The 26,024-nt window shown below is 72.4% G+C and carries 23 protein-coding genes; 10 read left to right on the top strand and 13 right to left on the bottom strand.

Annotation, left to right across the window (positions count from 1 at the left end; translation table 11 throughout):
* The first annotated feature begins 72 nt into the window (after positions 1-72).
* The 4 genes from ACFSL2_RS13000 (at position 73) to ACFSL2_RS12985 (ending at position 6,452) form a co-directional block, all read left to right on the top strand.
* On the top strand, positions 73-1,017 hold the full coding sequence (locus ACFSL2_RS13000) for a glycosyltransferase family 2 protein (RefSeq protein ID WP_377198271.1): 945 nt from the start codon (positions 73-75) through the stop codon (positions 1,015-1,017).
* A gap of 59 nt (positions 1,018-1,076) precedes the next feature.
* Positions 1,077-1,763, top strand: coding sequence for a hypothetical protein (locus tag ACFSL2_RS12995; RefSeq protein ID WP_377198270.1), 687 nt, complete (start codon positions 1,077-1,079; stop codon positions 1,761-1,763).
* A gap of 142 nt (positions 1,764-1,905) precedes the next feature.
* Entirely contained in the window at positions 1,906-5,190 is a 3,285-nt protein-coding gene (locus tag ACFSL2_RS12990; RefSeq protein ID WP_377198269.1) for a PKD domain-containing protein, read from the top strand.
* Positions 5,187-6,452 carry a hypothetical protein gene (locus tag ACFSL2_RS12985; RefSeq protein WP_377198268.1) on the top strand — a complete coding sequence of 422 codons (1,266 nt, stop codon included), beginning with the start codon at positions 5,187-5,189 and terminating at the stop codon, positions 6,450-6,452. The genes ACFSL2_RS12990 and ACFSL2_RS12985 overlap by 4 nt, the downstream gene beginning before the upstream one ends.
* Here ACFSL2_RS12985 and ACFSL2_RS12980 read toward each other — a convergent pair.
* The 4 genes from ACFSL2_RS12980 to ACFSL2_RS12965 are packed head-to-tail and all read right to left on the bottom strand — an operon-like array spanning position 6,449 to position 10,675.
* Complete coding sequence (locus ACFSL2_RS12980; RefSeq protein ID WP_377198267.1) at positions 6,449-7,096, bottom strand: LysE family translocator; 648 nt, start codon at positions 7,094-7,096, stop codon at positions 6,449-6,451. The two genes, ACFSL2_RS12985 and ACFSL2_RS12980, sit on opposite strands and share 4 nt — an antisense overlap.
* A 48-nt stretch (positions 7,097-7,144) precedes the next feature.
* Entirely contained in the window at positions 7,145-8,263 is a 1,119-nt protein-coding gene (locus tag ACFSL2_RS12975) for a glycosyltransferase family 4 protein (protein ID WP_377198266.1), read from the bottom strand.
* Positions 8,247-9,980 carry a tyrosine-protein kinase domain-containing protein gene (locus ACFSL2_RS12970; protein WP_377198265.1) on the bottom strand — a complete coding sequence of 578 codons (1,734 nt, stop codon included), beginning with the start codon at positions 9,978-9,980 and terminating at the stop codon, positions 8,247-8,249. The genes ACFSL2_RS12975 and ACFSL2_RS12970 overlap by 17 nt, the downstream gene beginning before the upstream one ends.
* Positions 9,981-10,036: 56 nt before the next feature.
* Positions 10,037-10,675 (bottom strand): arsenate reductase/protein-tyrosine-phosphatase family protein, encoded by a 639-nt coding sequence (locus ACFSL2_RS12965; RefSeq protein ID WP_377198264.1) that lies wholly within the window; start codon positions 10,673-10,675, stop codon positions 10,037-10,039.
* A gap of 143 nt (positions 10,676-10,818) precedes the next feature.
* Here ACFSL2_RS12965 and ACFSL2_RS12960 point away from each other — a divergent pair, with 143 nt between their 5' ends.
* Positions 10,819-11,604, top strand: a complete 786-nt coding sequence (locus tag ACFSL2_RS12960) for a class I SAM-dependent DNA methyltransferase (protein ID WP_377198263.1) — start codon at positions 10,819-10,821, stop codon at positions 11,602-11,604.
* An 18-nt stretch (positions 11,605-11,622) separates the two neighbouring features.
* Here ACFSL2_RS12960 and ACFSL2_RS12955 read toward each other — a convergent pair whose 3' ends face one another.
* The 4 genes from ACFSL2_RS12955 to ACFSL2_RS12940 are packed head-to-tail and all read right to left on the bottom strand — an operon-like array spanning position 11,623 to position 14,461.
* Positions 11,623-12,549 carry a hypothetical protein gene (locus ACFSL2_RS12955; protein WP_377198262.1) on the bottom strand — a complete coding sequence of 309 codons (927 nt, stop codon included), beginning with the start codon at positions 12,547-12,549 and terminating at the stop codon, positions 11,623-11,625.
* Positions 12,546-13,049 (bottom strand): hypothetical protein, encoded by a 504-nt coding sequence (locus ACFSL2_RS12950; protein WP_377198261.1) that lies wholly within the window; start codon positions 13,047-13,049, stop codon positions 12,546-12,548. Before ACFSL2_RS12950 ends, ACFSL2_RS12955 begins: the two co-directional genes overlap by 4 nt.
* 3 nt (positions 13,050-13,052) lie before the next feature.
* Positions 13,053-14,309: a macrolide family glycosyltransferase gene (locus tag ACFSL2_RS12945; protein ID WP_377198260.1), complete on the bottom strand. Its 1,257-nt coding sequence runs from the start codon at positions 14,307-14,309 to the stop codon at positions 13,053-13,055.
* Positions 14,306-14,461, bottom strand: a complete 156-nt coding sequence (locus ACFSL2_RS12940; RefSeq protein ID WP_377198259.1) for a hypothetical protein — start codon at positions 14,459-14,461, stop codon at positions 14,306-14,308. Before ACFSL2_RS12940 ends, ACFSL2_RS12945 begins: the two co-directional genes overlap by 4 nt.
* A gap of 135 nt (positions 14,462-14,596) precedes the next feature.
* Here ACFSL2_RS12940 and ACFSL2_RS12935 point away from each other — a divergent pair, with 135 nt between their 5' ends.
* Together ACFSL2_RS12935 and ACFSL2_RS12930 are read left to right on the top strand one after the other, a co-directional pair.
* A complete protein-coding gene (locus tag ACFSL2_RS12935; protein ID WP_377198258.1) occupies positions 14,597-17,314 on the top strand; it encodes a UvrD-helicase domain-containing protein in 2,718 nt (905 codons plus the stop codon).
* An 86-nt stretch (positions 17,315-17,400) separates the two neighbouring features.
* Positions 17,401-18,771, top strand: a complete 1,371-nt coding sequence (locus ACFSL2_RS12930) for a hypothetical protein (RefSeq protein ID WP_377198257.1) — start codon at positions 17,401-17,403, stop codon at positions 18,769-18,771.
* Here ACFSL2_RS12930 and ACFSL2_RS12925 read toward each other — a convergent pair.
* From ACFSL2_RS12925 to ACFSL2_RS12905, 5 genes are all read right to left on the bottom strand, one after another.
* Positions 18,713-19,432, bottom strand: coding sequence for a hypothetical protein (locus ACFSL2_RS12925; protein ID WP_377198256.1), 720 nt, complete (start codon positions 19,430-19,432; stop codon positions 18,713-18,715). The two genes, ACFSL2_RS12930 and ACFSL2_RS12925, sit on opposite strands and share 59 nt — an antisense overlap.
* Positions 19,429-20,049, bottom strand: coding sequence for a hypothetical protein (locus ACFSL2_RS12920; RefSeq protein ID WP_377198255.1), 621 nt, complete (start codon positions 20,047-20,049; stop codon positions 19,429-19,431). The genes ACFSL2_RS12925 and ACFSL2_RS12920 overlap by 4 nt, the downstream gene beginning before the upstream one ends.
* Positions 20,046-20,852 carry a hypothetical protein gene (locus ACFSL2_RS12915; RefSeq protein ID WP_377198254.1) on the bottom strand — a complete coding sequence of 269 codons (807 nt, stop codon included), beginning with the start codon at positions 20,850-20,852 and terminating at the stop codon, positions 20,046-20,048. The genes ACFSL2_RS12920 and ACFSL2_RS12915 overlap by 4 nt, the downstream gene beginning before the upstream one ends.
* Before the next feature lie 206 nt (positions 20,853-21,058).
* Positions 21,059-21,601, bottom strand: a complete 543-nt coding sequence (locus ACFSL2_RS12910; protein ID WP_377198253.1) for a Clp protease N-terminal domain-containing protein — start codon at positions 21,599-21,601, stop codon at positions 21,059-21,061.
* Positions 21,601-21,810, bottom strand: a complete 210-nt coding sequence (locus tag ACFSL2_RS12905; protein WP_377198252.1) for a helix-turn-helix domain-containing protein — start codon at positions 21,808-21,810, stop codon at positions 21,601-21,603. The genes ACFSL2_RS12910 and ACFSL2_RS12905 overlap by 1 nt, the downstream gene beginning before the upstream one ends.
* A 308-nt stretch (positions 21,811-22,118) precedes the next feature.
* Between ACFSL2_RS12905 and sucC the strand changes: the two genes are divergently transcribed.
* The 3 genes from sucC (at position 22,119) to ACFSL2_RS12890 (ending at position 26,023) form a co-directional block, all read left to right on the top strand.
* On the top strand, positions 22,119-23,285 hold the full coding sequence (sucC, locus tag ACFSL2_RS12900; RefSeq protein ID WP_377198251.1) for an ADP-forming succinate--CoA ligase subunit beta: 1,167 nt from the start codon (positions 22,119-22,121) through the stop codon (positions 23,283-23,285).
* 39 nt (positions 23,286-23,324) lie between these two features.
* Positions 23,325-24,221: a succinate--CoA ligase subunit alpha gene (sucD, locus tag ACFSL2_RS12895; protein ID WP_377198250.1), complete on the top strand. Its 897-nt coding sequence runs from the start codon at positions 23,325-23,327 to the stop codon at positions 24,219-24,221.
* A gap of 200 nt (positions 24,222-24,421) precedes the next feature.
* Positions 24,422-26,023, top strand: a complete 1,602-nt coding sequence (locus tag ACFSL2_RS12890) for a cell division protein PerM (protein ID WP_377198249.1) — start codon at positions 24,422-24,424, stop codon at positions 26,021-26,023.
* Position 26,024 lies beyond the last annotated feature (1 nt).

The following is a 26,024-nucleotide window of genomic DNA, read 5'->3' as shown; positions in this document are numbered from 1 at the left end:
GGATCTGGGGGCGGGCCACGCTACGGTAACTGCCGGATCAGCCGTCGTGGGGCGCTGGAAGGGGTGATTGTGGTGGGTGAAGTCAGGTCGGAGCGGTTGGTCGTCGCCGTGCTCACCTACCGTCGCCCGGACCGGATAGCGGCCCTCGTCCCGGTGCTCGTCGAGCAGGCGGCAGAGCTGGCGCGCCGGATCGAGGGCGTCGAGACGAGCGTGCTCGTGGTCGACAACGACCCGGACGGCACGGGCGCCGCCGCCGTCGCGGGACTCGGCGCGGCGACCGTCATCGAGCCTGAGCCGGGCATCTCGGCCGCCCGCAACCGCGCCCTGCGAGCCTCGGAGGACCACGACCTGCTCGTGTTCGTGGATGACGACGAGGTGCCGTACGAGGGCTGGTTGAGCGCCCTGTACGCGACCTATGTGGGGACGGGGGCCGACGCTGTCTCGGGGCCCGTCGTGTCCCGGTACCTGGCCGAGCCCGAACCGTGGGTCCGGGCCGGGGGGTTCTACGACCGGGCCCACCGCCGTGGGCTCGCGACGGGGACCACCATCTCGGTCGCCGCGACCAACAACCTGCTGCTCGACCTGCGCGTCGTCCGTCGGGCGGGGCTGGAGTTCGACCCGGCCCTCGGCTTGTCGGGCGGTGAGGACACCCATTTCACGAGCGCCCTCACGGCGGCCGGCGGGCGCATCGTCTGGTGCGCCGAGGCGGTCGTGTCCGACGTGGTGCCTGCCGACCGGCTCACCCGGCGCTATCTGCTCGCCCGCAGCGCGGGGCTCGCGAACGCGTCGGCGCGCGTGGCGCTCAAGCTCGCGCCGGACCGCGGCCGCCGTGCCGCCCTGCGGGCGCGCACCCTGGCGGTCGGGATCGTACGCGGCCTGCTCGGGTCGCTGCAGGTCGGGTGGGCAGCGGTGCGGCGCGACGTGGCTCGGGACGCACGCGGTCGCCGGGCCCTCGCACGGTCGCGCGGGGAGCTCCTCGCGGCCTGTGGACGGGTTCTGCTTCCGTATGCCCGGTAGGGGTGAACTCCGCCGCAACGCAGGCGGTGCGACACACCGCGCGGTTACGCTCCGGGATCATGCCTGCCTCCCCTCTCGTCACCCGGCGTCGGCTCGTGGTGGCCCTCGTCGTCCTCGCTCTGGCGGTCGCTGCCGTCGTGGCGGTGGTGACCCTGCGGTCGAACGCCGAACCGGCGGCCGGCGCCCTGTCGTCCGCGAGCCCGACCACGTCGGGTGCTGACGCGGAGGACGAGCGCGCCGGAGGCGAACCGGGGACCGGCACGCCGAGCCCGGTCGGCTCCGAACCGGCGGGCCCCTCGTCGTCGGACGAGGCGGAGCCCGGTTCCGACAAGGTCGCGGCCCCCGAACCGCGCGAGACCCTCGATCCGGCGCCGTTCGATGCCGTCGCGACGCCCGAGCCGGGGGTCACCGTGCGGGTGGACGCCGTCGAAGAGGTGACCGGCGAGGCGAACGTTCCGGGTGAGGTGGGTGGCCCGGCTCTCCGGTTCGCCGTGGAGCTCGCCAACGGCACGGGCAAGGTGCTCGATCTGCGCACGGTCGTGGTGAACGCCTACTACGGCCCCGACCGCACCCCGGCCACGCCCCTGCTCAAGCCGGGTGGAAAAGCCTTCGAGGCGGAGGTCGCGGCCGGCGGGTCGGCCGGCGCGGCCTTCGTCTTCGGCGTGCCGACCGAGTTCCAGGACGAGGTGGAGCTGGAGGTCGACGCCGGCGTGGGCAAGGCGATCGCGATCTTCACCGGCGCCTGACTGAGATCACCCGGAGTTCACCCGGTTTGACCGCGCCGACCATCCTGTCCGCTATTAGCGTGTTAACCGGTCGTTTCTACAGGTCCGTATCGTCCGGCGGCTCAGCGGTCCGGCGGGTCCATGTCTCCCCAGTGAGGTTCTCGTGTCCCATCGCACTCTGTCCGGGCGTCAGGTCTCCGCCGTCCTCGCGAGCATCACTCTCGTGGTCACGTCGTTCGTCGCCAGCCCGTCGGCTGCGGCCGCCGAGGTCGCCCAGGTGGCCGCCGACGTCGCGGAGGCGACTGCGGACCCGGCCACCGTGTCCGCCGACGGACTACCCACCGTGCAGGTCGACGGGATCGTGTGGAAGCAGGTCATCGTCGGCAACACTGTGTACGTGGGTGGCGAGTTCGCGAACGCCCGGCCCGCCGGCGCCGCCCCCGGCACCAACCTGGTGCCGCGTACCAACCTGCTCGCGTACAACCTGACGACGGGCGCGCTGATCACGTCGTTCAACCACACGCTCAACGGCAACGTCACGGACCTGGCCGCCTCACCGGACGGGACCCGGTTGTACGCGGTCGGCAACTTCACCACCGTCAACGGCACCGCCCGGAGCCGGATCGCCGCCTTCAACCTGCCGACCGGAACGCTGAACACGTCGTTCGCCCCGCGCATGAACGGCAACACGAAGTCGGTGGCCGCTACGAACACCACGGTCTACGCGGGCGGCTACTTCACCGGGGTCAACAACACCACGCGTTACCGGTTGGCGGCCATGAACGCGTCGAACGGCGCCCTCCGACCCGGATTCGTGCCGGTCGTCGACGACCGGCAGGTCCAGTCGATCGTGGTGGCACCGGACGAGCAGTCGGTCATGGTCTCGGGCACCTTCACGTCGGTGAACTCGGATACCGGCAACTCCTACGGCATTGCCTGGCTCGACGCCGCCACCGGCGCCGTTCGCCCGCTGCCGGTCAACGCACGGGTGCGGAACGCGGGCGACAGCTCCAGCGTGCTGCGGCTCGCGAGCGACGGTGCGGCGGGCTGGTACGGCGTGGGCTGGCACTACGGCAAGGGCGGCACGACCGAGGGCACGTTCAAGGTCAGCTGGGCCGACGGCACGCTCGTCTGGATCGAGGACTGCCACGGAGACACCTATGACGTCGCGCCGGTCGGCGACGTCGTGTACACCGCCAGCCACAAGCACTACTGCGGCAACAGCGGCGGTTTCCCGGAGACCAACCCCCGGTCGTACTACCACTCGACCGCGTGGACCGACGAGGTGCGCGGCACCAACACCAGGGACATCTACGGCTACCCCGACCACCCCGGCACGCCGCGTCCCGACCTCCTGACCTGGTACCCGCGTACCGAGGTCGGCACGTACAGCGGCCAGAACCAGGCCACCTGGACCGTGACCGGCAACGAGGACTACGTGCTGTACGGCGGAGAGTTCCCGCGGGTGAACGGCGTCGGGCAGCAGGGCCTGGTCCGGTTCGCCAAGCGCAGCACCGCGCCGAACGACTCCGGCCCCATGGAGTCCGGGGCGGACCTCAACCCGACGACGGCGTCCGTCGCGGCGGGCACGGTGCGGATCAACCTGACCACCACGTGGGACCGCGACGACGAGCCGCTCACCTACCGGGTCTACCGTGACTCCGAGGCCACGGAGCCCGTCTTCGAGGAGACGATCGCGGCCAAGTTCTGGAAGCCCGTGCGGCGGACCGCCCAGGACACCGGCCTCGCGGCCGGCTCGGAGCACCGCTACCGCCTCACCGTCACCGACCCCTGGGGCAACGTGCAGCGGTCGGAGTGGGTCGACGCCACGGTCTCCGACGCCCCGCGCAGCGACTACGCCGACACCGTGGTGCGGGACGGGGCCGCGCACCTGTGGCGCCTCGGCGAGGCGGCCGGCTCCACCCGCACCCACGACTGGGCCGGTGGCGAGGACCTGACCGTGCCGACCAGCGTGCAGCTCGGGACCACCGGCGCCATCACGGACGACCCGAACACCGCCGCGACCTTCCGGAACTCGTCGTCCAGCCGGCTCGCCGCGACCCAGAGCGTCGCCGGACCCGACACGTTCTCCGTCGAGGCCTGGATCCGGGGCACCGGCGACGGCCGCATCGTCGGATTCGGTAACAACAACAGCGCCACAGGCACCTCCAGCTCCACCGACCGGCTGCTCTACGTCGACTCCGGTGGCCGGGTCACGTTCGGCGTGCACGACGGCGACGAGGAGACGCTCCGGTCCCCGGGCCGGGTGGACGACGGCGGCTGGCACCACGTGGTCGCCACGCTCGGGTCCGGCGGCATGCAGCTCTTCGTCGACGGGTCCCGGGTCGCGAACCGGACCGACGTCACGCAGGGCCAGGCCTACAACGGCTACTGGCGCATCGGCGCCGACACGCTGAGCGGCTGGCCCAACCGCTCCTGGCTCAGCAGCGACCGGTACACGGGGGCGATCGACGACGTCGCGGTCTACCCGACGGTGCTGGCCGCCGCCAAGGTGCTGGACCACTACACCGTCGCCACGAACGGTGGCCGCCCCAACGAGGCACCCGTCGCCGACGCGGCGGCCACCATCCATGGCTTCGACCTCGCTGCCGACGGCAGCGGCTCCGCCGACCTGGACGGCACCATCGCGTCCTGGGCCTGGAGCTTCGGCGACGGCACGACGGGCACGGGCGAGGAGGTGACCCACACCTACGCGGCACCTGGCACGTACACCGTCACCCTCACGGTGACCGACGATGAGGGCGCCACTGCGCAGGACACGGTCCAGGTCGAGGCCTCCGCGCCCACCGAGTTCGCCACCGACGACTTCTCTCGCTCCGTGACCGGCGGCTGGGGCACGGCCACCATCGGCGGCCCGTGGACCCACTACGGCTCGGCGTCCAGCTACGCCGTGGCGGACGGCACCGGTGTGATGACCCTGAGCGGGCCGGGTGCGAACACGAAGGCGCAGCTGCGGGACGTGTCGGTGACGGACGTCGAGCTCACCGGAGTGCTCGAGCTCGACGAGATCTCGGACGGCAGCGGCACGTTCGTCTCCCTGGTCGGACGCACCGGTGGATTCTCCAGCGAGTACCGCGCCAAGGTCTGGGTCAAGGGGAGCGGTGCGGTCCAGCTGCAGCTCGTCGCGCTCCAGTCCTCGGAGACCACCCTGGCCGCGGCGAACATCGCCGGCCTCGCCGTCGCGGCGGGCGAACGGCTCGCCGTGCGCCTGCAGCTGACGGGCTCGTCGCCGACCACGCTGCAGGGCAAGGTGTGGAAGGCCGGCTCTACGGAACCGGCCGACTGGCAGCTCACGGCCACCGACTCGACCCCCGAGCTGCAGGACGCCGGCGGTGTCGGTTACGCGCTGACCCTGGCGGGCAGCGTCACCACCGGCGAGAACGTCGTCCGGCTGGACGACCTGTGGGCGGGGCCGCCCACGCCGTGACGTCCAGCCTTCCCGCGCCGGCCCCGGCCCTTCCGTCCCCCGAGGGGCGGGAGGGCTGGGCCGTCGTCACGGTAGGGCTGGCCGGGCTCGGGATCCTGCTCGCCGGCCTCGACCTCGACGTCTACCTCGGCCTGACCGCGGGGGCGATGCTCGCCGGTGCCTTTCTCCCGCTGTGGCTGGGCAGCGTCCGCGGCTCGCGGTGGACCGTGGCCCTCTTCCTGCTGGTCGTGGCGTGCCTCGTCGCCGACGCGGCCCTGTCCGCGTGGATGGCCGGGAGCCGGGTCTTCTCCCGGGTCGCGTTCTTCGAGTCGGTGTTCCTGCTGATCGCTCTCGCGTTCGGGATCGGTTGGATCCTCTGGGCACGCAAGCTGCTGCCCGACTGGGGGATCGGCGCACTGTTCGGCGTCGGGCTGCTGCTCTCGGTCAACCCGGGCTCCGAGCTGTTCCCCGTCAGCCCGTGGAAGTTCGGGTTCGCGCTGCCGGTCACGGTGCTCGTCCTCGCCTTCGCGATGCGGGCCCGGTCCCGCTGGGTCGAGATCGTCGCGCTCCTGGCGCTCGCCGCGGTGTCCGCGGTCAGCAGTGCGCGGTCGGGCGCCGCGGTGCTGGTCCTGGTCCTGGTCCTGGTCGTCTGGCAGTCGATGAAGCGGCCGACGACGTCCCGGGGCGCCGCCCTGCGCACCGTGTTGTTCGTGGGCGCACTGGCGGTCGGCACCTACTTCGCCCTGCAGGCGGCGATCCTCGACGGCGCCATGGGCGACGAGGTCCGGGAACGCACGCTCGTGCAGCTCGACACCTCCGGCACGCTGATCGCCGGTGGCCGGCCCGAGCTCGGCGCGACGGCGGCGCTCATGGGTGCCCAGCCGGCCGGGTTCGGTGGCGGGACCATGCCGTCGATGCACGACCTGCAGATCGCCAAGTCCGGCATGGCAGGGCTCGGGTACGACCCGAACAACGGCTACGTCGAGAACTACCTCTTCGGTGCCGGCATCGAGCTGCACTCCGTGGTCGGCGACCTGTGGGCCTGGTACGGGCTGGCGGGTCTCGCCCTCGGGGTCGTGCTGGCCGTGTTCTTCGTGAGCCGCGTCGCGATGCTCGCAACGTCGCGCTCCGCGTCCGCGCTCGTGCTGTTCCTCGGCATCAAGGGGATGTGGGACCTGCTGTTCTCCCCGGCCGAGAGCGCGCTGACGACACTCGTGCTGGGGGTGGCGCTGCTGGCCCCGGCGGCCGCACGCGTACCTCGACCGACGGTGCCGTTCGTCTAGGCCTTGATGACCGTGCCCTCGAGCGCGAGTCCGGTGCCCAGCCCCACCATGGCGACGCCGCCTGTGGCGCCCAGGTGGTCGAGCCGCTTCGGGTCGCGGGAGAACCACGTGCGGGCGTGACCGGCCAGCAGGGCGACGACCGAGTCCTGGCAGAGGGCCAGCACGCCGAACAGCAGCCCGAGGAGGAGCAGCTGCGGCGTCGCGGGGGCGGCGTCGTTCATGAACTGGGGGAGGAACGCCGCGAAGAACACGATGGTCTTCGGGTTGGTCCCACCGACGACGAACCCGGCCCAGATCGCGCGCCAGGGGCTCGCCGGACGAATCTTGTCGGGTGCGGCCAGGGCGAGCCGGGCGTCGGCACGGTGCCGGATCGCCTGGACACCCAGGTAGATCACGTACCCGGCGCCGACGAGCTTGAGCACGGTGTAGGCGGTGGCGGACGCCTCGACCAGCGCACCCAGCCCGACGGCCACGAACGCCACCTGGACGAGCAGACCCAGCGCGTTCCCGGTGACCGAGAGCAGCGCGTCCCGGCGGCCGACCGTCAGGGCGCGTCCGATCGCGAAGAGGACGCTCGGCCCGGGCAGCGCGATGAAGACGACGGACGCCGCGACGAAGGCGACGAGCTGGGCGGTCGTGGGCATGGCGTCACCGTAGCGACCGGCTCAGGGACGGTCCAGGCCTTTGGCGCGCTACGCCCGCGCCGCGACGACCTCGCGCGCGAACAGCCACGCGTCCGCCTCGAGCCGGGAGTCCCGGTGCGGCAGCGAGGCACGGACGGCGCCCGCGTCGAGCGGCCGGGTCGCCGCCTCGGCGAGCACGGGCGCGAGCAGCTCCGCCACGGAGCCGGCGGGCACCACACCGTGCCCGTTGCGGGACAGCCAGTCCGCGATACCGGTCTCGTCGGTGGTCACGACGGTGCAGCCGTGCGCGAGGCCCTCCACGATCGGCAGGCCCACCTGCTCGCGCCACGCGTCCTGGCGCCGGGAGGGGAGCACCACGACGGAGGCCCGGCGCAGCTCCGCGTGCACGACGTCGCGCGGCGGGTCGGCGATCACCCGGACCCGGTCGTCCGCGCGGGCGGCGGCGTAGGCGTCGTCGAGCAGCGCACCGCGGCCCACCACGGTGAGGAGCGCCTCGGGGACCCGGCGGCGGACCGCGGACCATGCGGTCAGAACGGAGTCGAAGCCCTTGCGCTGCGAGAGGTCGCCGAGGAACAGCAGCCGGCCCGGTGCCTTCCCGCCGTCAGCCGGGCAGTCGCACACGGCGGGGAGCGCCTCGATGGTGATCCAGTGCAGCCTCCGTCGCTCGGCGATGCCGAAGACCGTCCCGTAGACCTGCCGCGCCGTCTGCGTACCGAAGACGACGCGGTCGACGCGCTGCCAGACCCAGCGGGCCAGGACCAGGTCCAGCCGCCTGCCGAGCCGGGGCCACCAGGAAGCTGGCTTCGGCAGGGCGTGCGGGTCGATGTTGCCGATCGCGTAGGTGACGACCCTGGTGCGGCGGCGTCGGACCAGGTCGCCGACGAGCAGTGCGGCCAGCACGGCGGCGGACCGCCGCACGCAGTCGACGGCGGCGGGCTCGTTGATCTCGACCGTCTCGTACCCACGCCGGGCGACCAGCCACGCGCACCGCAGGTCGCCCACCTGCTGAGGCCGGACCTGCGCGACCAGCCCTGCGTCGAAGTCGTAGCGGGTCTGCCGGTACAGGATGTCGGCAGGGGGCAGCTCCAGCGCCCGTTCGAGATGGGCGGTGCGGAGCGTCTGGTAGATGCGGACGGCACGCGTCCGGGCATTACCCGGTTCGTTCATCGGCCTGGCCGAGCTCCGAGCCGACGGCGACGCCCGGCCGAGGTACGGGGCCCGAGGCCGTGCCGGGGCCGGGAAGACCGGTCGGGCGCTGGCCGGCCGGGCCGGGACCGCCCAGCGGGGAAGGACCGCTCGGCGGGGCAGGATCGCTCGGCGGGGCAGGATCGCTCCCGGGGTCGCGCGGCTCCCGGGACACGGGGACCGCGTCGGGCCGGGGTCCGCTGCTCAGCCCGGGGATGCCGGCAGGGCCTGGCGTGACGCCGGACCGCAGCGTGGTGCCGGAGCCGGGGACGACGCTGATGGCGCCGGTGGTCGACGGCAGGTCGAGCGGGTCGTTCCGGCTGTTGCCCGAGATCAGGCCGGGCCAGCGGCGTCGTGTCGTGCGGTAGCCGTAGTAGGTGCCGCCCGGACCGGACCGGGGTGCGAACGTCAGGATGAGGCCGAGCACCGGGGCCTCGACCCCGGCGAGCGTGCGCAGTGCCTGCGACAGCTGCTGGCGGCGCACCCGACGGGCACCCACGACGACGACCACGCCGTCGGCCATGGTGGACAGGACCGCGGCGTCCGAGACGGGCAGCAGTGGGGGCGCGTCGACGATGACGACGTCGTAGGCCGCGCGCGCCGCACCGAGCAGGTCACGGGTGGCGTCCGAGGCGATGAGCTGGTGCGGGTTGGGCGGGATCGGGCCGAGCGGGAGGACGTCGAGCGGTCCGGGGCCGTACCGCTGCACCAGGTTCGCCATCGTGGCCCGGCCGACCAGGGCGGTGGTGAGCCCCGCGGCGCCCTCCAGCCCCAGGGTGGGCGCGACCGACGGCCGCCGCATGTCGCCGTCGATCAGCAGGACCCGGCTCCCGCTCTCGGCGAAGGTCGAGGCGAGGTTGATGGCCGTCGTCGACTTGCCCTCGGCGGGCACGCTCGAGGTCACGACGAGGACCCGTGCGGGCGTGGTCGCATCGACGAACGAGAGGTTCGTCTCGACGCGGCGATAGGCCTCCGCACGGGTACTCAGCGGGTCGTGGGTGGCCGGGATCCGGGCGACCTTGCGCTTGACGACCGGGATCGCGCCGAGCAGGGCGGTGCCCTCCGACACCAGCTCCAGGTCCCTGGCCGAGCGGATCCGCGTGTCGAGGACGGCCCAGAGCAGGACGATCGCGATGCTGAGCGCCAGGCCGGCGGCGCCACCGGCCGCGGTCAGGAGCCGGGTCCTGGGCGCGGACGGGTACACGGGCACCTCTGCGGGAGACACCACGGTCACGGCGATTGCCTGGTCCCCGGTCGGGGTGGCCGGGGACAGGTCGACGACGGTGGTCGAGAGCTGCTGCGCGACGGCGTTGGCGATCTCCGCCGCACGTTCCGGCGCGCCGTCGACGACCTTGATCTCGATGATCGAGGTGTTGAGCGGCGAGTCGGCGGTGACCGCCCTGGCGAGCTCGCGACCGTCCATGCCGGCGCCGAGCTCCTGGGCGACAGGATCGAGCACCACCGGCATGTCGGTGAGCGCCGCGTAGGACTCGATGAGGTTCTTGACGTACGTCGAGCCCTGCAGGAGGTCGCTCGTGGACTCGCCCGTGTTCAGGGACACGTAGACCTTGGCCGTCGCGGTGTAGGACGGCGGCGTGGTCCAGGCCCAGCCGAAGACGGCGAGTGCCGCGAGCAGCGCCGAGCAGACGATCACCGCCCAGCGGCGTCGCAGCACGTTCGCGTATTCGACGAGTTCCACGCCCTGCCTCCCTGTTCTCGTGTGGCCCGGTTGTCGTGCGGCGCCGTCCGGGTGGCTCAGGGCCGGCCCGGTTGCGACGAGTGCCGCGGCTGGGGGAGCGCCACGCCGGGGCGCGGGCCCGGGCTGCCCAGCAGCCAGGGCTGCCGGCCGGTGCCCAGCACGCCGCAGATCGTGTCGGTGGCGGTACTGATCCGTTCGAACACCCGGCGGAACACCTTGTCGCTCCGCCCCCAGGGGTCCTCGATGTCCAGCTCGCGGTGCCACGCCGAGTGGTTCAGGCGCTCCAGGCTGACCAGCTCCGGCACCTTGGCCCAGCGGCTCGCGTCGTCCGTCGCCGTCCGCGGACCGGGCGACGTGCTGAGCACGTGTGCGAGCTCCAGCAGCGTGAACGTGCTCCGCACCGCCTCGGGTACCGCCCGTACCACCGCCGACCGCTGGCCGCGTGACATCGTGACGATGACAGTGGCCGAGCGGATCATCGCGGGGGTGAGCTGCCGCGCGGAGAACGGACTGCCGTCGAGCCCGCGCGCCTGCAGCAGGGCCGCCATGCGAGGCGCGATCGGCTCGCCCGCGCGCGCTCGGACGCCGGCGCTGTCGACCTCGACGGTGCCGTCGGTGCGAGCCGTGAGCAGGCGTGCGAGGGCGGGGGAACGACAGATGTTCCCCGTGCACACCGCAAGGATGGTCGTGGCCATGGCGAACCAAGCATGCCGTGGTGTATGTCGTGGTAGTAGCCGATCGGCGCCTTTTCACCCGAACGTCACCCTTCGGGGGCGCCCCGGCCGGGTCCCCGGATATCAGGGTGAGCCGCCACCGCCGTCGGGCATAACGTCGGACCGTGACCGAGACGGCGAGCAACGACGCGAGCAGCACTCCCATCGACGACCCGAGCGACGGTTGGTTCCCTGAGAGCGTGGCCGCCACCTACGACGACCCGGAGGGCGCGAACACGCCCGAGGTGGTGAACCCGGCGGTCGACCTGCTGGCCGACCTGGCCGGGAGCGGTCCGGCGCTGGAGCTGGCGATCGGGACCGGACGGATCGCCGTACCCCTGGCCGCACGGGGTGTAGCGGTGAGCGGCATCGAGCTGAGCAGGGCCATGGCCGCGCGCATCGGGGAGAAGCCGGGTGGCGAGCACATCGACGTCGCCATCGGCGACATGACCTCCACCCGGGTACCTGGCGAGTTCTCGCTCGTCTACCTGGTGTTCAACACGATCGCGAACGTCACCACCCAGGACGGGCAGGTCGACGTCTTCCGCAACGCCGCGGCGCACCTGCGGCCCGGCGGGCTGTTCCTGATCGAGGTGGGCATCCCGGACCTGCGGCGCATTCCGCCGGGGCAGGACACCGTGCCGTTCACGGTGGCGCCGGACGCCGGTGGCGGGTACGTGGGCTTCGACCGGTACGACACGGCGACGCAGCGTTTCACGTCGAACCACGTGACGGTGACCGCGGACGGCGGGCGGTTCCGGACCATCCCGTTCCGGTACGCGTGGCCCGCGGAGATGGATCTCATGGCGCGCATCGCCGGGATGCGGCTCAAGCACCGGTGGGCGGATTGGGACCGGTCTCCGTTCGAGCACGAGAGCACCAAGCAGGTCTCGGTCTGGGAGAAGGTCTGACGGCGGCGGCCGGCTGGCTCAAGCCGTGTCCCGTGCGGTGTACGCCGCACAGTCGCGCCGGATGAGCTGGATCACCGTCTCGGTGGTGCGTTCGAGGTGGCTGCGCCCGTCGGCGAGCTGCGCCGTCGGGCTGATGTAGCTCCCCGGCCCGATGTGATCGGCCGGGTCCAGCGCGTGCACGGTCACCTTTCCCGCGCGGACGGCCCGGTTCCAGGCGCTGCGGCGAAACAGCCGCCAGCGTTCGGGGAAGAGCCGCGTGCTGACCCGCTCGATCCAGTCGTTCGAGCTGGTGAGCCGGTGCAGGTGCAGCGCATGGGCCAGGTCGTTCGCTCCGTTGTGGAAGCCGCCCAGCGTGATCAGCCAGAGCGGGGCCCGCAGCTCGGTGAAGAGCTCGTCGACCGCACCGGTCGCCACCTGGGCCCCGCCGCTGTAGCTGAGCAGCACCACCGGTATGCCGCTGTCCGCAGCATAGCCGGCGAGCCGGAGCTGGGCGCCCACCGCGCGGTTGTACAGGGGGCGGTACCGGTGGTCCGCGGCGACGAAGATCTGCATCACGTTGTGCAGGAAGAGCACGATGCCGGCGTGGTGCCGCAGCCAGTCCCACACGGGGCGCCCGACGAGGGGGTCGGCGAGCGGGGAGTAGGGCTGCACCTGGCCGAGCACGCGGAGCTCCGGCGCGCCGTCGATGACGGCCTTGACGAGCTGCCCGCCGTCGCGGGTGTCGGTGAACCGGCGCTTGCCGATGCCGTCGAGGTAGACGACGTAGGCGGCCGGCGGCCGGTCGGGAGCGGCGCCCCGGGCGTACGGCAGGTCCACGGGAAGCTTCGTCGCCGGCGCCCGCCAGCCGGCGGCATAGATCAGCAGCTCGTAGCGCGCGAGGAGGCCCTCGGCGAGCAGTATCGGGCCGAGCGCCAGGAGCACCGTGAGCAGGAGGAACTCGCTCATATCACCGGCACCCCCGGCTCGACGGGCTCGCGGAACCCGGCAAGGGCCCTGCCGATCAGCCGGCGCACGACGTCGACCGTGGCGCCCAGCCCGATCCCCGCTATGGCGACGCACCCGGCGGCGACCCACCAGCCGAGACCGGTCGTCGCCGTGAGCAGGTCGGCCAGTCCCCAACCGACCCCCACGATGAGCAGGAAGTGCAGCAGCGGTCCGAGCAGCGGGAACGCGAGGACGGCGGCCAGCAGGAGCGGGGCGACCAGCGCAGGGGTCCAGGCCGGCTCGCTCGTGCTGGACAGCGCCGGGTGCGCCAGGCCGGCGACGGTCCAGGCGGCCAGCGGCCAGAGCGCGATCACCGTGCCCTCGACCGCGGTACCCGTCACCACCAGCCCCGCCGCGAGTCGCCGGGAGACCTGCGGCCGGCGCGCCATGATGGGCAGCACCCGGCCGACGGTCTCGGAGAACCCTGCGAGGACGAGCAGGGCCACGACGGTCGTCGACATCGGTCAGTGCTCCACGTCCTGGTCCTCGGCCGGGCCTGCCGGCCGGTCCGCCGCTGGGCCTGCGCGCCGCGCCGGAGCACCGCCGACGCGCTCGAGGTACCGCTCGAGCTCGTCGGCAGCGCGTCGGTAGCCACCGGCCTCCCGCTGGGCGGCCTGCTCGACGTCGGCCGCCTCGCGGAAGTGCGGCTCGTCCAGCAGGCGGCGGGCGAGCGCGTTGACCCGCTCGGCGGTGGCGCCCTCCGTGGTGACCGTGAGGCCGGCGCCGAGCTCGGTCACACGCCGGGCCACCAGTGGCTGGTCGGCGCCCTGGGGGACGACGAGCATCGGTACGCCCGCCTGCATCGCCTCGTTGACGCTGTTCATGCCGCCATGGGTGATGAAGAGCGCAGCCCGGGACAGCACCTGCAGCTGCGGCACGGACCGTCGCGCGACGACGTGGCCGGGCAGGGGGCCGAGCACCGCCGGATCGGTCTGCCCCGTGGCGAGCACGACCGTGCGGCCCAGGGGCGCGAGTGCGGTGACGAAGGAGCCCAGCAGCGTGGGTTTCGCGTCGAACACGGTGCCGAGGGACGCGTACAGCACCGGGCCGGCCAGCCGGTCCGGCGCGAAGTCCGGGTCGGACGGGCGCGCGCCGATGCTCGCCCCCACGAACCGGTAGGACGGGCCGAGGGCGTCGGCGCCCGGCTGGAAGGAGCGGGACGTGAAGACGAGGTTCAACGGCTCCCGCGCGTTCATGAGGTCGATCAGGGGGAGCCCGCTGGTGTCGTACCGACGGCGCAGGGCTCGCCGTGCCCGGAGGTAGCCCCTGGCGAGGTGGGGACGCGCCGCGGCGGCGGTCCCGAGCTCCCGCGAGGCGCGGCAAGGGCTGGGGACCTGCCGGTTGAACGCGAACGTGGTGAACGTCGAGGCAGCCGGCACCCCGAGCTCGCGCGCGGCGACCGCGCCCCACGGGCAGGCCGCACCGTGGACCACCAGGTCCGGCCGGGCGGCACGGAGGTCCGCCAGCACCGAGGGCAGCAGGTCGACGGCGGTCCGTGCGAGGCCGCCGAGCATCGCCAGCGGGATCGGCGGGTCCAGCGCGGGCTGGTCCGGGCCGGAGTAGAGGTGGACCTGCGCTCCCGCGGCCTCGAGCTGTCCCGCGAACGCGGGGGACGAGTGGTAGATCACCGTGTGCCCGCGTCGGACGAGCTCCGCGACGACCGGGAGCGTCGGGTTGACGTACCCGTCCATGCCGATGTTGAGGAAGGCGATGGTGCTCATCGACGGCTCCCCGGGCAGGGTGCCGTCGACTCGTCGGCGACGCCGGGGCGCCGCGGCCGCCCCTCCCGGACCAGGGCCAGGACCCCTGACGGCGTGGGGAGCACGCGGCCGGAGGCCGGCGAGGGCCCACCCTTGGTGTCTGCGAACCTCATGTCCCGTTCCCCTTCCGATCCGACGAACAGGTCAGTACCGACCTCGACCGGGCAGCCCTCGGTTCTGTGACCGCTCGCAGGTCGGACCGCGCGGCCCGTCGGCAGTGTCGGTGAGCCCGCCTAGGCTTAGGGACGATGACTTCCCTCTTCGACAGCCTCTCCCTGCCCGGCCTCGACCCCGCGTCGCCCGGACCGATCTCGCGCCTGCCCAGCACGGCGCCGCAGTGGGACGACGGGGCGGGCGCCGGCGACCCGGGGGAGGCGGCCCTGCCCGCGGAGCCGGACTGGCTGGCAGGCCTGCCGCACGAGTCGGAGGCGCCGCGTGCCCGGGGGGCCTACGGGCACCTCGACCCGGACGAGCTGCTGGACGGCCTCAACCCGCAGCAGCGGGCCGCAGTGGTGCACGAGGGCGGGCAGCTCCTCATCGTGGCGGGCGCAGGCTCCGGCAAGACACGCGTGCTGACCCACCGCATCGCCTACCTCCTGGCCACCGGACGGGCCCGTGCGGGCGAGATCCTCGCCATCACGTTCACCAACAAGGCGGCTGCCGAGATGCGGGAGCGGGTCCAGGGCCTCGTGGGCCCGGCCGCGGGTCGTATGTGGGTGTCCACGTTCCACTCGGCCTGCGTGCGCATCCTGCGCCGCGAGGCGACGACGCTCGGACTGAAGTCGAGCTTCAGCATCTACGACGCCGCGGACAGCCAGCGCCTCATCACGCTGGTGACGCGCGAGCTCAACCTCGACCCCAAGAAGTACCCGGCACGGGGGCTGTCCAACAAGATCAGCGACCTGAAGAACGAGCTGGTCGACCCCGAGACCTACGCGCGCCAGACCGGCGCCAACGCGACGGAGGAGGCGCTCGCGGAAGCCGCGGCGGCGGAGTCCGGCGCCATCCGCCGGCCGTGGGGCGGGCAGTCGGCCGAGGAGCGCAACACGACGGCGCCCAAGTTCGACCAGGTCCTTGCCGACGTCTACACCCGTTACCAGGCACGCCTCGCGCAGGCGAACGCCCTCGACTTCGACGACATCATCATGACCACCGTGAACCTGCTGCAGGCGTTCCCGAACGTCGCCGAGCACTACCGCCGCCGGTTCCGCCACATCATGGTCGACGAGTACCAGGACACCAACCACGCGCAGTACACGCTGGTGCGTGAGCTGGCGGGCGTCGGCACCGACGACGACGCTGGTCTGGACCCCGCCGAGCTCACCGTCGTGGGCGACTCCGACCAGTCCATCTACGCGTTCCGCGGTGCGACGATCCGCAACATCCTGGAATTCGAGAAGGACTACCCGGACGCGACGACGATCCTGCTGGAGCAGAACTACCGCTCGACGCAGAACATCCTTGGCGCCGCCAACGCGGTGATCTCCCGCAACGCCGGCCGCACGCCCAAGCGCCTGTGGACCGACTCGGGGACCGGGGCCAAGATCGTGGGCTACGTGGCGGACGACGAGCACCAGGAGGCCCGGTTCGTCGCCGACGAGATCGACAGGCTGGGCGACTCCGACGGCGTCCGGCCCGGCGACGTCGCGATCTTCTACCGCACCAACGCCCAGTCGCGTGCGCTCGAGGAGGTGCTGGTCCGCGTCGGCCTGCCGTACAAGGTGGTGGGCGGCACCCGGTTCTACGAGCGCCGTGAGGTCAAGGACGCCGTCGCGTACCTGCGGGCGCTCGCGAACGAGGACGACGACGTGAACCTGCGCCGCATCCTCAACGTGCCCAAGCGTGGGCTCGGCGACCGTGCGGAGTCGCTCGTCGCGTCGTTCGCGGAGCGTGAGCGCACGTCGTTCGGTGCCGCCCTGGAACGTGCCGACGAGATCCCCGGCATGACCAACCGCTCGCTCAAGCCGCTGCTGGTCTTCCGCGACATGATGCGGGAGCTGCGGGCCCTGGTCGATCAGGGCGCCCCGCCCGCCGAGGTGCTGGGCGCAGTGCTCGACCGCACGGGCTACCTCGCGGAGCTGCGGGCGAGCGACGACCCGCAGGACGAGGGACGGGTCGAGAACCTGGCCGAGCTCCACGCGGTCGCCGTCGACTTCGGGGAGACCGACCCGGAGGGTTCGCTGGCGGACTTCCTGGAGCGGGTCTCGCTCGTCGCCGACAGCGACCAGATCCCCGACGAGGACGTGGCGGACGGCGCCGCGGAGGAAGCACCCAAGGAGAACCAGGGCGTCGTCACGCTGATGACCCTGCACACGGCGAAGGGCCTGGAGTTCCCGGTCGTGTTCCTGACGGGCATGGAGGACGGGACCTTCCCCCACATGCGCTCCCTGCACGACGACTCGGAGCTCGCCGAGGAGCGTCGCCTCGCCTACGTGGGCATCACCCGGGCGCGTGAACGGCTGTACATCACGCGGTCGTCGGTGCGGGCCGCCTTCGGCATGGCCAACGAGTTCCCGGAGAGCCGGTTCCTGCAGGAGATCCCCGAGGAGCTGTGGGACTGGCGGCGCCGGGAGTCGTCGACGGCGGCGATCCGCGCCGGCCGCGGGGGCTGGAGCGGCGGCTACGGCTCGGGTGGTTACGGGTCCGGTGGGCGCGGCTCCGGTACGGGGTCGACGTGGTCCTCCGGCCGGTCCGGGGCCTCTCGCACCGGCGCGGCGACGTCGTCGGACAGCGGGGGGAGCAAGCCGTTCGCGCCGGAGAAGAAGGCGGGCGCGAAGGGCGGGTTCGGCGGGATCAACGTCCAGAAGGCCATCCCGAACCTGGAGATCGGCGACCGGGTCACGCACGACTCCTACGGGCTCGGCACCGTGGTGGACGTCGAGGCCAACGCCGTGGTCAAGATCGACTTCGGGACCGACGGCACGAAGCGCATCGCCCTGAAGTACACGGCGGTCACCAAGCTCTGACGGGTCTGAGCGCGTCCGGCTAGCTCCGGGAGCAGGTATGACCCGTCTTGGTGCATGTCTCCTGCTTTAGGCCACTATGTGTCGCCATGAGGATCCTGGTCTCCGCCGGCCGACTGTTCGTCGGGCACTGGCCCGCGCTCCTGACGCTGGGGCTGCTCGGCGTCGCCGTGCGGAACGGGGCGATGTGGGGCGCCGTCGAGCTGAGCCAGTGGAACTCGTTCGTGGCGCAGCTCCTGCTGATCGTCAGTCCGCTCGGGTACCTGATGCCGGTCATCGGGATGCTGTGGGTCTGCCGCCAGTCCCTGCCGCACCTGAGTCCGCAGCCCGGCCCGGCCCCAACCCCCGGAACCGCCCCGGACCCCGGCTACACATCGGCCCCCGTTCCCGGAACGGCCGGCACCGTCCCGGGCCTGCTCCCCGCCCACGGCGCCCCGATGATGCCGTCGGAACGGCGCGAACGGCGCCTCATCGACGTCGCCCTGTCCGTGCTGGTGCCGTTTCTCCTGGTCTACGAGGTCGAGGGTCTGATGGACGCCGACCAGGACCGGTTCATCAACGAGGCCTCCGCCGACGAGCTGTTCAACGACCTGTTCAGCCCGGGCGGCCTCGACTGGACCTCCCGGCTCGGCATGTGGTCGGGCTGGACGCTCATCGCCATCGTGGTCGGCGCGTTCCTGCTGCGGTGGTTGCTCGGCAGGCTCGAGGGCCGGCTGCACTTTCTCGGCTTCGCGGTGCTCGGCGGGTGCCTCGAGATCTACTGGACCAGCCAGGTCGCGGGCCAGATCGAGGCCATCGAGCTCGGCCTGTGGGACGTCGCGACGGATCGCCAGCTCGTGGCCGCCGCGGTCGGCACCGTCGGCGCCGCGCGGGAGACCGTGGGGGAAGAGGGCAGCGAGGCCGTCGTCCTCGCCACCGAAGGGCTCGTGACGATCGTCGAGTCGCTCGACGTCGTGCTCGTCGCGCCGCTGGCGTGGCTCGCGATCGGCGCCGTCGTGCTGGGGCACCGGCTGATGGAGCCGCCGTCGACCGAGCATCGCTGGCTCGACCGCATGACCTGGCTCCCCAGCGGGTTGCGCTCGACCCTGGAGTCGCTCACCGACGACCTCCGTGCCCGCTTCTCCGCCCTGTGGAACGGCGTGAGGATGATCGTGGAGGGTGGGCTCGGCCCCATGCTCGTCTTCTGCCTCGGCTACCTCGTCGTGATGCGGGCGCCACAGGGTGTCGGCTGGCTCGTGCGCGCCGTGACCGGACCGGTCGAGACCAACACCTGGCTCGCCTTCAGCACCATGGAGGCGGCCGCCGGCCTCGCGCTCTCCCTCGCGCTGGCCGCCGCGCTGATCGCCGCGACCGTCGAGGTGCTGGTCGAGCGAGGCCTCGTCGTACGCGAGGAGGAGGCCGCTACGGCAGGTCGACCGTCACGTACTCGGGACCGCCGAACCCCAGTCGCACCTGGGTGATCTCCGCGTCGGGGTCGGCGAGCACGAACGACGACACGTCCCACTCGGGCTGCTCGCTGACGAAGCCCTCCGCATCCGGCGTGGAGCAGCGGTTGGAACTGCCCAGCACGTCCGTCGTCGACTCCCCGTACCGCGTGCCGTCCGCCGCCACGAGGATGATCTGGCACAGCGAGACGTCGGTCTGCGGTTCGGCGGCGAAGCGAACCTGCACCTCGTAGGCGACGGACCCGTCGGGAATCAGGACGGGGTCGCCGTATTCGGGCGCCGGCAGCTGCTCCACCCGTTCGATGCCCGTCACCGTCGCGTCGATCTCCCGCAGCACGGTGGTGTTCGCCCGTTCCGGCACGTCGAAACCGAGGTCGTAGTACTCCCCGGCCAGGTGCGCGGGCTCGCCGACGGCGACGCGGTCCACCTCGTGGTGCAGACCGACGGGCCACCAGTACGCCCAGACCCGGAACGACGACGCCCCCGCGGCGACCACGACCGCGACCGGCAGCAGCACCAGCCAGACGGCGTTGCGCCGCCACCAGCCCGTGCGGGGTGCGGGGGCCGGGAGGTCGGGCGGGACGCTCCCGGGGAGCATCCCGGGGCGCAGGCTCGGTGCCGCACCGGGCGGTGTGCCATGGCCGGATTCCGGCGCGGGGGTCACCAGGGTCGTCATTGCTCGTCACCCCCCGTGGTCGCCACCGCGTAGCCCGGTGCCTCCGGCGAGACGGTCTCGGTCGCGTCCCACAGCTGGTTCGCCCTGCCGGGCGTGATGCCGAGATCGACCACGGCGACGGCGTCGCGCCGCTGACCGCCGTGCTCCTCGGTCTGGTCGCCCCGGGCGAGGCGCACCGTCGCCCCCTCCAGCGCGTCGCGCGGCACGTCGAAGCAGTACGTGGCGCGCCACGCGTAGCCCGGCTGGGCACTGGCCGACGTCGAGCAACCGCCTCGCGTGCTCGGCCAGAACCTGCGCCCCTGCTCGTCGGTGACCTCGGCACCGCTGAACGTCGTCTCCCCCTGCGTGGCGCGCCACGTGGCGTCGACCACGAGGAAGGTGCCTGCGGCCGCTGCCGCTTCGGCGGGACTCGTCAGGACGTCGGCGACCCGGACCTCGGTCACGGTGAGCTCCGCGTACGTGAGGTCGAGGGTCTCGCCCACCTCGCCCTCGACGAGGAACGGTGCGTCCACGCTCTCGCCCTGCGGCACGTACGTCACGAGCGCACAGCCCGCCGTCACCGCGCCGACGACGAGCGCCGTGCCCTTCCAGGTGATCCGACGCCGTCCGTGCCTCACTGCTGCTCCGCCTCGGTGCTCGCACCCTCGTCGTCGTCCGCCTGCCGCGCCGGCTGGACCGGGACCTGCCCCTGGAACGCGACCTCGTTCGCGAACCAGTGCCCGTCGTCCAGGCCCAACGGGTCCTCCTCGACCCACTCCAGCTCCACCACCTCGAGCGGCAGCTCCGTACCCGACCACGTGCCGCTCTGTTCCCAGATCAGCGCGACCCGGTGCGTGACCCCCGGGTTGAGGATGCTCATGCTGGTGCCGTCCTCGATATTGACGATCGTGGCGGACGGGAGCTTGAGGTCCTCGGGCTCCCCGGGGGGATGGCTCGCCGACGGTTCCGCCGAGGAGCTGGCATCGCCGCCGGGCACCGCTGGATCGCCGGTCACGGTGCCGGCGTCGGCGCCAAGGTCCTCGAGCGGTTCCTCCGGCACTATCCCGGCGTTCTGCGGGGCCGGTATCGCCTTGCTGAGCGTGACGCCGTACTCGGGCACGTCCCCGGTGTTGGTGACGTTCGCGACGACGGCGAGCATGTGGTTGCCCGGCTGCGGCACGAGGTGGCCGAGCTCATCGGCGGTGGCGGCCTTCTCGACGGTCACCTCGAAGGGCCCCACCTCGACGGGCGTCCCGGCGGCGAGCGGGTCGGCCTGCGCCTCGACCTCGCTCCATGCCCCGAACGGCGAGATGGCGACCAGCGCGGCGACCACGCCGGCTCCGACGCGCTGCGTCGTCGACATGTCGTCAGCGACGGCCGTGACGACGCGGCGACCGAGCCGGAACGCGAGGTCGGGGCCGGCATTGCGGGCATGCTTCATGGCGCATGATCGTAGCGGTGCATTACGGACCATCGGGGCGAAAGGTCGCCGGTCGAATCCGAATTGCTCTCGTCCCCGGCCGTGCCCCCCGCCCCGCCCCGCGCAACCCAGCGATTCGGCCCGAATCTCGCGGCTTTTCGGGCCCAATCCCTGGGCTGCGCGGGGCGCCGGCCGCTGCGCTGCGCTGCGCTGCGCGGGCGACAGCGTCACGCCGCCTCGGTCGTGCCCTCCGCGTGGCGCCGGACGCTGTCGAGGTCCGCTCCGGCGTCCGACAGGACGGTCCTGGCCGGGGACTCGGCGCGCGTGAGGCCCAGCAGCAGGTGCCCGCCGTGGATCTCCTTCGAGCCCAGGCGGATCGCCTCGCGGAGCGCGAGCTCCAGCGACTTCTTCGCGTCCGGGGTGAACGGGACGTGCTTGCGGCGTCCACGGAGCATGCGGCCGGCGCGGGCCAGTGCGCCCTCGCCGAAGGTGGCCTCGGTGCGGCGCGTGACCTCGTCGAGGTCGATGCCGACGGCGGCCAGGGCGCCGGGGTCGAGCGCGTCGCCCGCCGCGATGTCCGCGCGGGCGCGCTCGACGAGGGCGGCGACGTCGAGGCCGCCCTCGGCCAGGGCGGAACGGGCGGGTCCCTCGTGCTCGGCGAGGGCGACGAGCAGGTGACGGCTGTCGATCTGGTCGCTGTGCGCGGTACGGGCGACCTGCTGGGCGTCGACGACGGCGGAGCGGGCGTCCTTCGTGAACCTCTCGAACATCAGATCCTCCTGTTGTGCTTCTTGTGGACCGCCTGCCGGGAGACGCCGAGTGCGGCGGCGATCTCCTGCCAGGACCAGCCGAGGCGCCGTGCCCGCTCCACCTGGAGCGTCTCAAGGCGTTCGGCCAGGTCGCGCAGGGCCCGGACGGCGCGTAGCCCGTCGGCGGGATCGTCCCCGGCGGCGGAGGTGACGAGTGCTTGCTGATCCATGCGTCAACTATGGTTGACAGCGGCACGATCTGTCAACCAATGTTGACGCCATGCACGCGCAGCGCCGAGGCGTCAGAGGCACGGGCTACCCGGCTGACCTGTGCTTCTGACACGTCATTGCCGAGACGTACGCCACAGCTTGCGAGCGGACCCGTGTCGAGCCGCGGAATACCGCCGCTTCGTTCGGAAGCACGAGCGATCCAGGGCTACCCTGTACCGGGATGTCTTGACGTCGAGACATCGCTTCAGCCGGGCTCCGGGCGCCTACGACGTCCGAGGGCCGCATCCCGATGGAAGGACGCAGCAGGGTGGACCTGTTCGAATACCAGGCGCGCGACATCTTCGAGAAGCACGGCGTGCCCGTGCTGGGTGGGGTTGTCGCGACGACCCCCGAAGAGGCTCGCGAAGGCGCCGAGAAGCTGGGCGGCGGAACTGTCGTCGTGAAGGCCCAGGTCAAGACCGGTGGTCGTGGCAAGGCGGGCGGCGTCAAGCTGGCCCACTCGCCGGAAGAGACCGCCGAGAAGGCCGGCGAGATCCTCGGCATGGACATCAAGGGCCACACCGTGCACCGGGTGATGGTCGCGCAGGGTGCCAAGATCGCCGAGGAGTTCTACTTCTCCGTGCTCCTGGACCGGTCGAACCGCAACTACCTCGCCATGTGCTCCGTCGAGGGCGGCGTGGAGATCGAGCAGCTCGCCGTCGAGCGTCCTGAGGCGCTGGCTCGCATCGCGGTCGACCCGGCTGTCGGCATCGACGAGGCCAAGGCTGCGGAGATCGTGGACGCCGCCGGCTTCGCCGACGACATCAAGGACAAGGTGGCCGAGGTCATCCGCGGTCTGTGGACCGTGTTCAAGGCCGAGGACGCCACGCTGGTCGAGGTGAACCCGCTGGTCAAGACCGAGGACGGCACGATCGTCGCCCTCGACGGCAAGGTCACGCTCGACGAGAACGCCGGGTTCCGCCACGCGGACCACGCGGAGCTCGAGGACTCGGCCGCGGCCGACCCGCTCGAGGCCAAGGCCAAGGAGAACGACCTCAACTACGTCAAGCTCGACGGTGCGGTCGGCATCATCGGCAACGGTGCGGGCCTGGTCATGTCCACGCTCGACGTCGTCGCGTACGCGGGCGAGCGGCACGGCGGCGTCAAGCCCGCCAACTTCCTCGACATCGGCGGCGGCGCGAACGCCAAGGTCATGGCGAACGGCCTCGACGTCATTCTCGGCGACGAGCAGGTCAAGGCAGTGTTCGTCAACGTCTTCGGCGGCATCACCGCCTGCGACGAGGTGGCCAACGGCATCGTGGGTGCGCTCGACCTGCTGGGCGACGCCGCGACCAAGCCGCTGGTCGTCCGTCTCGACGGCAACAACGTCGAGCTGGGTCGCCAGATCCTGACCGAGCGCAACCACCCGCTGGTCACCCTTGCCGACACGATGGACGGCGGCGCCGACAAGGCTGCCCAGCTGGCCAACGCCTGACCGCCCGCTGAAGACGTCGAAAGCAGAGACAACGAGACAATGTCTATCTACCTGAACCAGGACTCGAAGATCATCGTCCAGGGCATCACGGGCGGCATGGGTGCCAAGCACACCGCCCTCATGCTCGACTCCGGCGCCACGATCGTCGGCGGCGTGAACGCCCGCAAGGCCGGCACCACGGTGCAGCACAAGGACGCGTCGGGCGCCGACGTCGAGCTGCCCGTCTTCGGCACCGTCAAGGAGGCCATGGCCGAGACCGGCGCGGACGTCTCCGTCGTGTTCGTGCCGCCGGCCTTCACCAAGGACGCCGCCATCGAGGCCATCGACGCGGGCATCGGCCTGCTCGTGGTCATCACCGAGGGCGTGCCGGTGCAGGACACCGCCGAGGTGTGGTCGTACCTGCAGGGCAAGGAGACCCGGATGATCGGGCCGAACTGCCCCGGCATCATCACCCCCGGCGAGTCGCTGGCCGGCATCACCCCGCACACCATCACGGGCAAGGGCCCGATCGGTCTCGTGTCGAAGTCGGGCACCCTGACCTACCAGATGATGTACGAGCTGAAGGACTTCGGCTTCTCGACCGCCATCGGCATCGGCGGCGACCCGATCGTCGGCACCACGCACATCGACGCGCTCGAGGCCTTCGAGAACGACCCGGAGACCAAGGCCATCGTCATGATCGGCGAGATCGGCGGCGACGCCGAGGAGCGTGCGGCGGCCTACATCAAGGAGCACGTCACCAAGCCGGTCGTCGGCTACGTCGCGGGCTTCACGGCCCCCGAGGGCAAGACGATGGGCCACGCCGGTGCGATCGTGTCCGGCTCGTCCGGTACCGCCGCGGCGAAGAAGGAAGCCCTCGAGGCCGTCGGCGTCAAGGTCGGCAAGACACCTTCGGAGACGGCAGACCTCATGCGCGAGATCCTGCAGTCCCTCTGAGGTTTCCGCCGCGTTGAGTGCGGGGTATCTGTTGGTTCACGCCGCTGAGCCAACAGATACCCCGCACTCAGCGAAACGGACCATCTACACCAGGGTGCTGTGCCAGATCCATGCTTTGGTGTGATTTTCGTCCAACTTCACCCGGGCCACGCCGAGGCGGGTCCCCCGTGTGACAGCACCCTGCGGGTGAAGATTGGCGCGTGAGCGCACCACCCCGCCCCAGCGCGGCCTCCCGTACTCCCGGCGCTCGGACGAGCCGTCCGGCCAGCAGGCCGACCGCCCGCCGCAGCCGACTGGTCGAGGAGCGGACCCCTGCGGAGCAGGGACCGGCACCGCTGTCCCACGTCGTCGCCGGCATCCTCTCGGCCGGCCAGGCCCTGGTCCTGTCGCTCGCCGTGGTGGTCCTTCCCGCGGTGGTCGCCTACCTCGTCGCCACGGCCGCGCTGGCCGCGCCCGCGGACGCCCCGGACGACGCCGCCCAGGTGGGCTCGGCCACCGACGTCGCGATGGGGATCTGGCTGCTGGGCCACGGTGTCCCGCTCGCGGCCGACGGTGTGACCGTCTCCCTCGCGCCGCTCGGTGTCGCGACGCTCGCCCTGTTCGCCACGTACGTGTCGGCCAAGCGTTTCGCCACCACGACGGTGCGCGCCTGGGTGGCAGGGGCCGTCACCTACGCCCTGTGCACGACGGCGGTGGCGGCCATCGCGGGCACCGCCCCCGGCTGGTCGCTCCTGATCGCGGCCCTGGCGGGCCTGGTCATGGGTGGGCTCGGCATGCTGCTCGGCATCCTGGCCCGCCCGGACGCCCCGACCGCCGCCGAGCTCGGTGAGCGGGCCGAGGCGCTGTCCCGCCGGCTCACCGGCGTGGACCTGGTGCCCGAGACGCTCCGGCTCGGGCTGCGGGGCGGGGCCGTGGCCGTCACGCTGCTGATCGGCGCGGCGGCGCTCCTGGTGGCCGGGTGGGCGCTGGCGGGACGCGCCACCTCGTCGGACATCATCACCGCGCTCGAGCCGGGCTGGACCGGAGGCATCGTGTTCGCGGTCGCGCAGCTCGCTCTCCTGCCCAACCTCGTGCTGTGGGCGGCCGCGTGGCTCGCGGGTTCCGGCTTCGCCGTGGGCGAGGGAACCAGCTTCACGCCGTTCGGCACCATCTCGGGACCGCTGCCCGCGGTGCCCCTCCTCGGCGCCCTGCCCGGGGACGACTGGGCCAACCCGGTCAGTGCCTGGGCACCCGTGCTCGTCGTGGCGTGCGGCGTGGTGGCGGGCGTCTTCGTGTGGCGCCGGCTGGAACCGACGCTGGTCCGCTGGTCCGACGTCGGCTGGGTGCTCGCCGGGATCGTCGTCGCGCCGGGCGCCGTCATGCTGCTGGGCCAGTGGGCCGCGGCGGGAGCGGGCGGCCCGGACCGGCTCGCCGACGTCGGCGCGAACCCCCTGGCCGCCGCCGGGCTGGTGGCCGCGGAGATCGGCGGGGGAGCGGCTGCCGTGCTGCTCGGTGCCAAGCTCGACGCAGTGTCCGGGCACGGTGGGATCAGGGGCGAGCTGGCATCGTGGCTCCGCCGTCCGGAGCGGGAGGCCGGCGCTGGTGAACCCGCGGCCGGCGCCCGGCGGGGCCCGGCCCCGGACGTGCCGGACCTGGCGGTAGAGCTCGGGCTGGACGAGGCCGCGGACGCTCCTGCCGATGAGCCGTCGGACGACGGGACCGCGCCGTCGGACGAGCGGCACGAAACGTCGGACGACGGGACGGGTCCGGGACCGGCGCACGGACCGGCGGGCGAGGCGCGTGGGCCCGGCCCGGGAAAGTAGG

The organism is Promicromonospora aerolata (assembly GCF_042682255.1).
In the GTDB taxonomy this organism is placed as follows: Bacteria; Actinomycetota; Actinomycetes; order Actinomycetales; family Cellulomonadaceae; genus Promicromonospora; species Promicromonospora aerolata.
Note: the sequence above shows the minus strand (reverse complement) of the source record. Positions and strands in the feature narration are given on the sequence as shown.

Coding starts and splice junctions, on each gene's coding strand:
- ACFSL2_RS12995 (WP_377198270.1), top strand. CDS start 1,077: ATGCCTGCCTCCCCTCTCGTCACCCGGCGTCGGCTCGTGGTGGCCCTC.
- ACFSL2_RS12980 (WP_377198267.1), bottom strand. CDS start 7,096: ATGCCCACGACCGCCCAGCTCGTCGCCTTCGTCGCGGCGTCCGTCGTC.
- ACFSL2_RS12975 (WP_377198266.1), bottom strand. CDS start 8,263: ATGAACGAACCGGGTAATGCCCGGACGCGTGCCGTCCGCATCTACCAG.
- ACFSL2_RS12965 (WP_377198264.1), bottom strand. CDS start 10,675: ATGGCCACGACCATCCTTGCGGTGTGCACGGGGAACATCTGTCGTTCC.
- ACFSL2_RS12955 (WP_377198262.1), bottom strand. CDS start 12,549: ATGAGCGAGTTCCTCCTGCTCACGGTGCTCCTGGCGCTCGGCCCGATA.
- ACFSL2_RS12950 (WP_377198261.1), bottom strand. CDS start 13,049: ATGTCGACGACCGTCGTGGCCCTGCTCGTCCTCGCAGGGTTCTCCGAG.
- ACFSL2_RS12945 (WP_377198260.1), bottom strand. CDS start 14,309: ATGAGCACCATCGCCTTCCTCAACATCGGCATGGACGGGTACGTCAAC.
- ACFSL2_RS12940 (WP_377198259.1), bottom strand. CDS start 14,461: ATGAGGTTCGCAGACACCAAGGGTGGGCCCTCGCCGGCCTCCGGCCGC.
- ACFSL2_RS12935 (WP_377198258.1), top strand. CDS start 14,597: ATGACTTCCCTCTTCGACAGCCTCTCCCTGCCCGGCCTCGACCCCGCG.
- ACFSL2_RS12930 (WP_377198257.1), top strand. CDS start 17,401: ATGAGGATCCTGGTCTCCGCCGGCCGACTGTTCGTCGGGCACTGGCCC.
- ACFSL2_RS12925 (WP_377198256.1), bottom strand. CDS start 19,432: ATGACGACCCTGGTGACCCCCGCGCCGGAATCCGGCCATGGCACACCG.
- ACFSL2_RS12915 (WP_377198254.1), bottom strand. CDS start 20,852: ATGAAGCATGCCCGCAATGCCGGCCCCGACCTCGCGTTCCGGCTCGGT.
- ACFSL2_RS12910 (WP_377198253.1), bottom strand. CDS start 21,601: ATGTTCGAGAGGTTCACGAAGGACGCCCGCTCCGCCGTCGTCGACGCC.
- ACFSL2_RS12905 (WP_377198252.1), bottom strand. CDS start 21,810: ATGGATCAGCAAGCACTCGTCACCTCCGCCGCCGGGGACGATCCCGCC.
- sucD (WP_377198250.1), top strand. CDS start 23,325: ATGTCTATCTACCTGAACCAGGACTCGAAGATCATCGTCCAGGGCATC.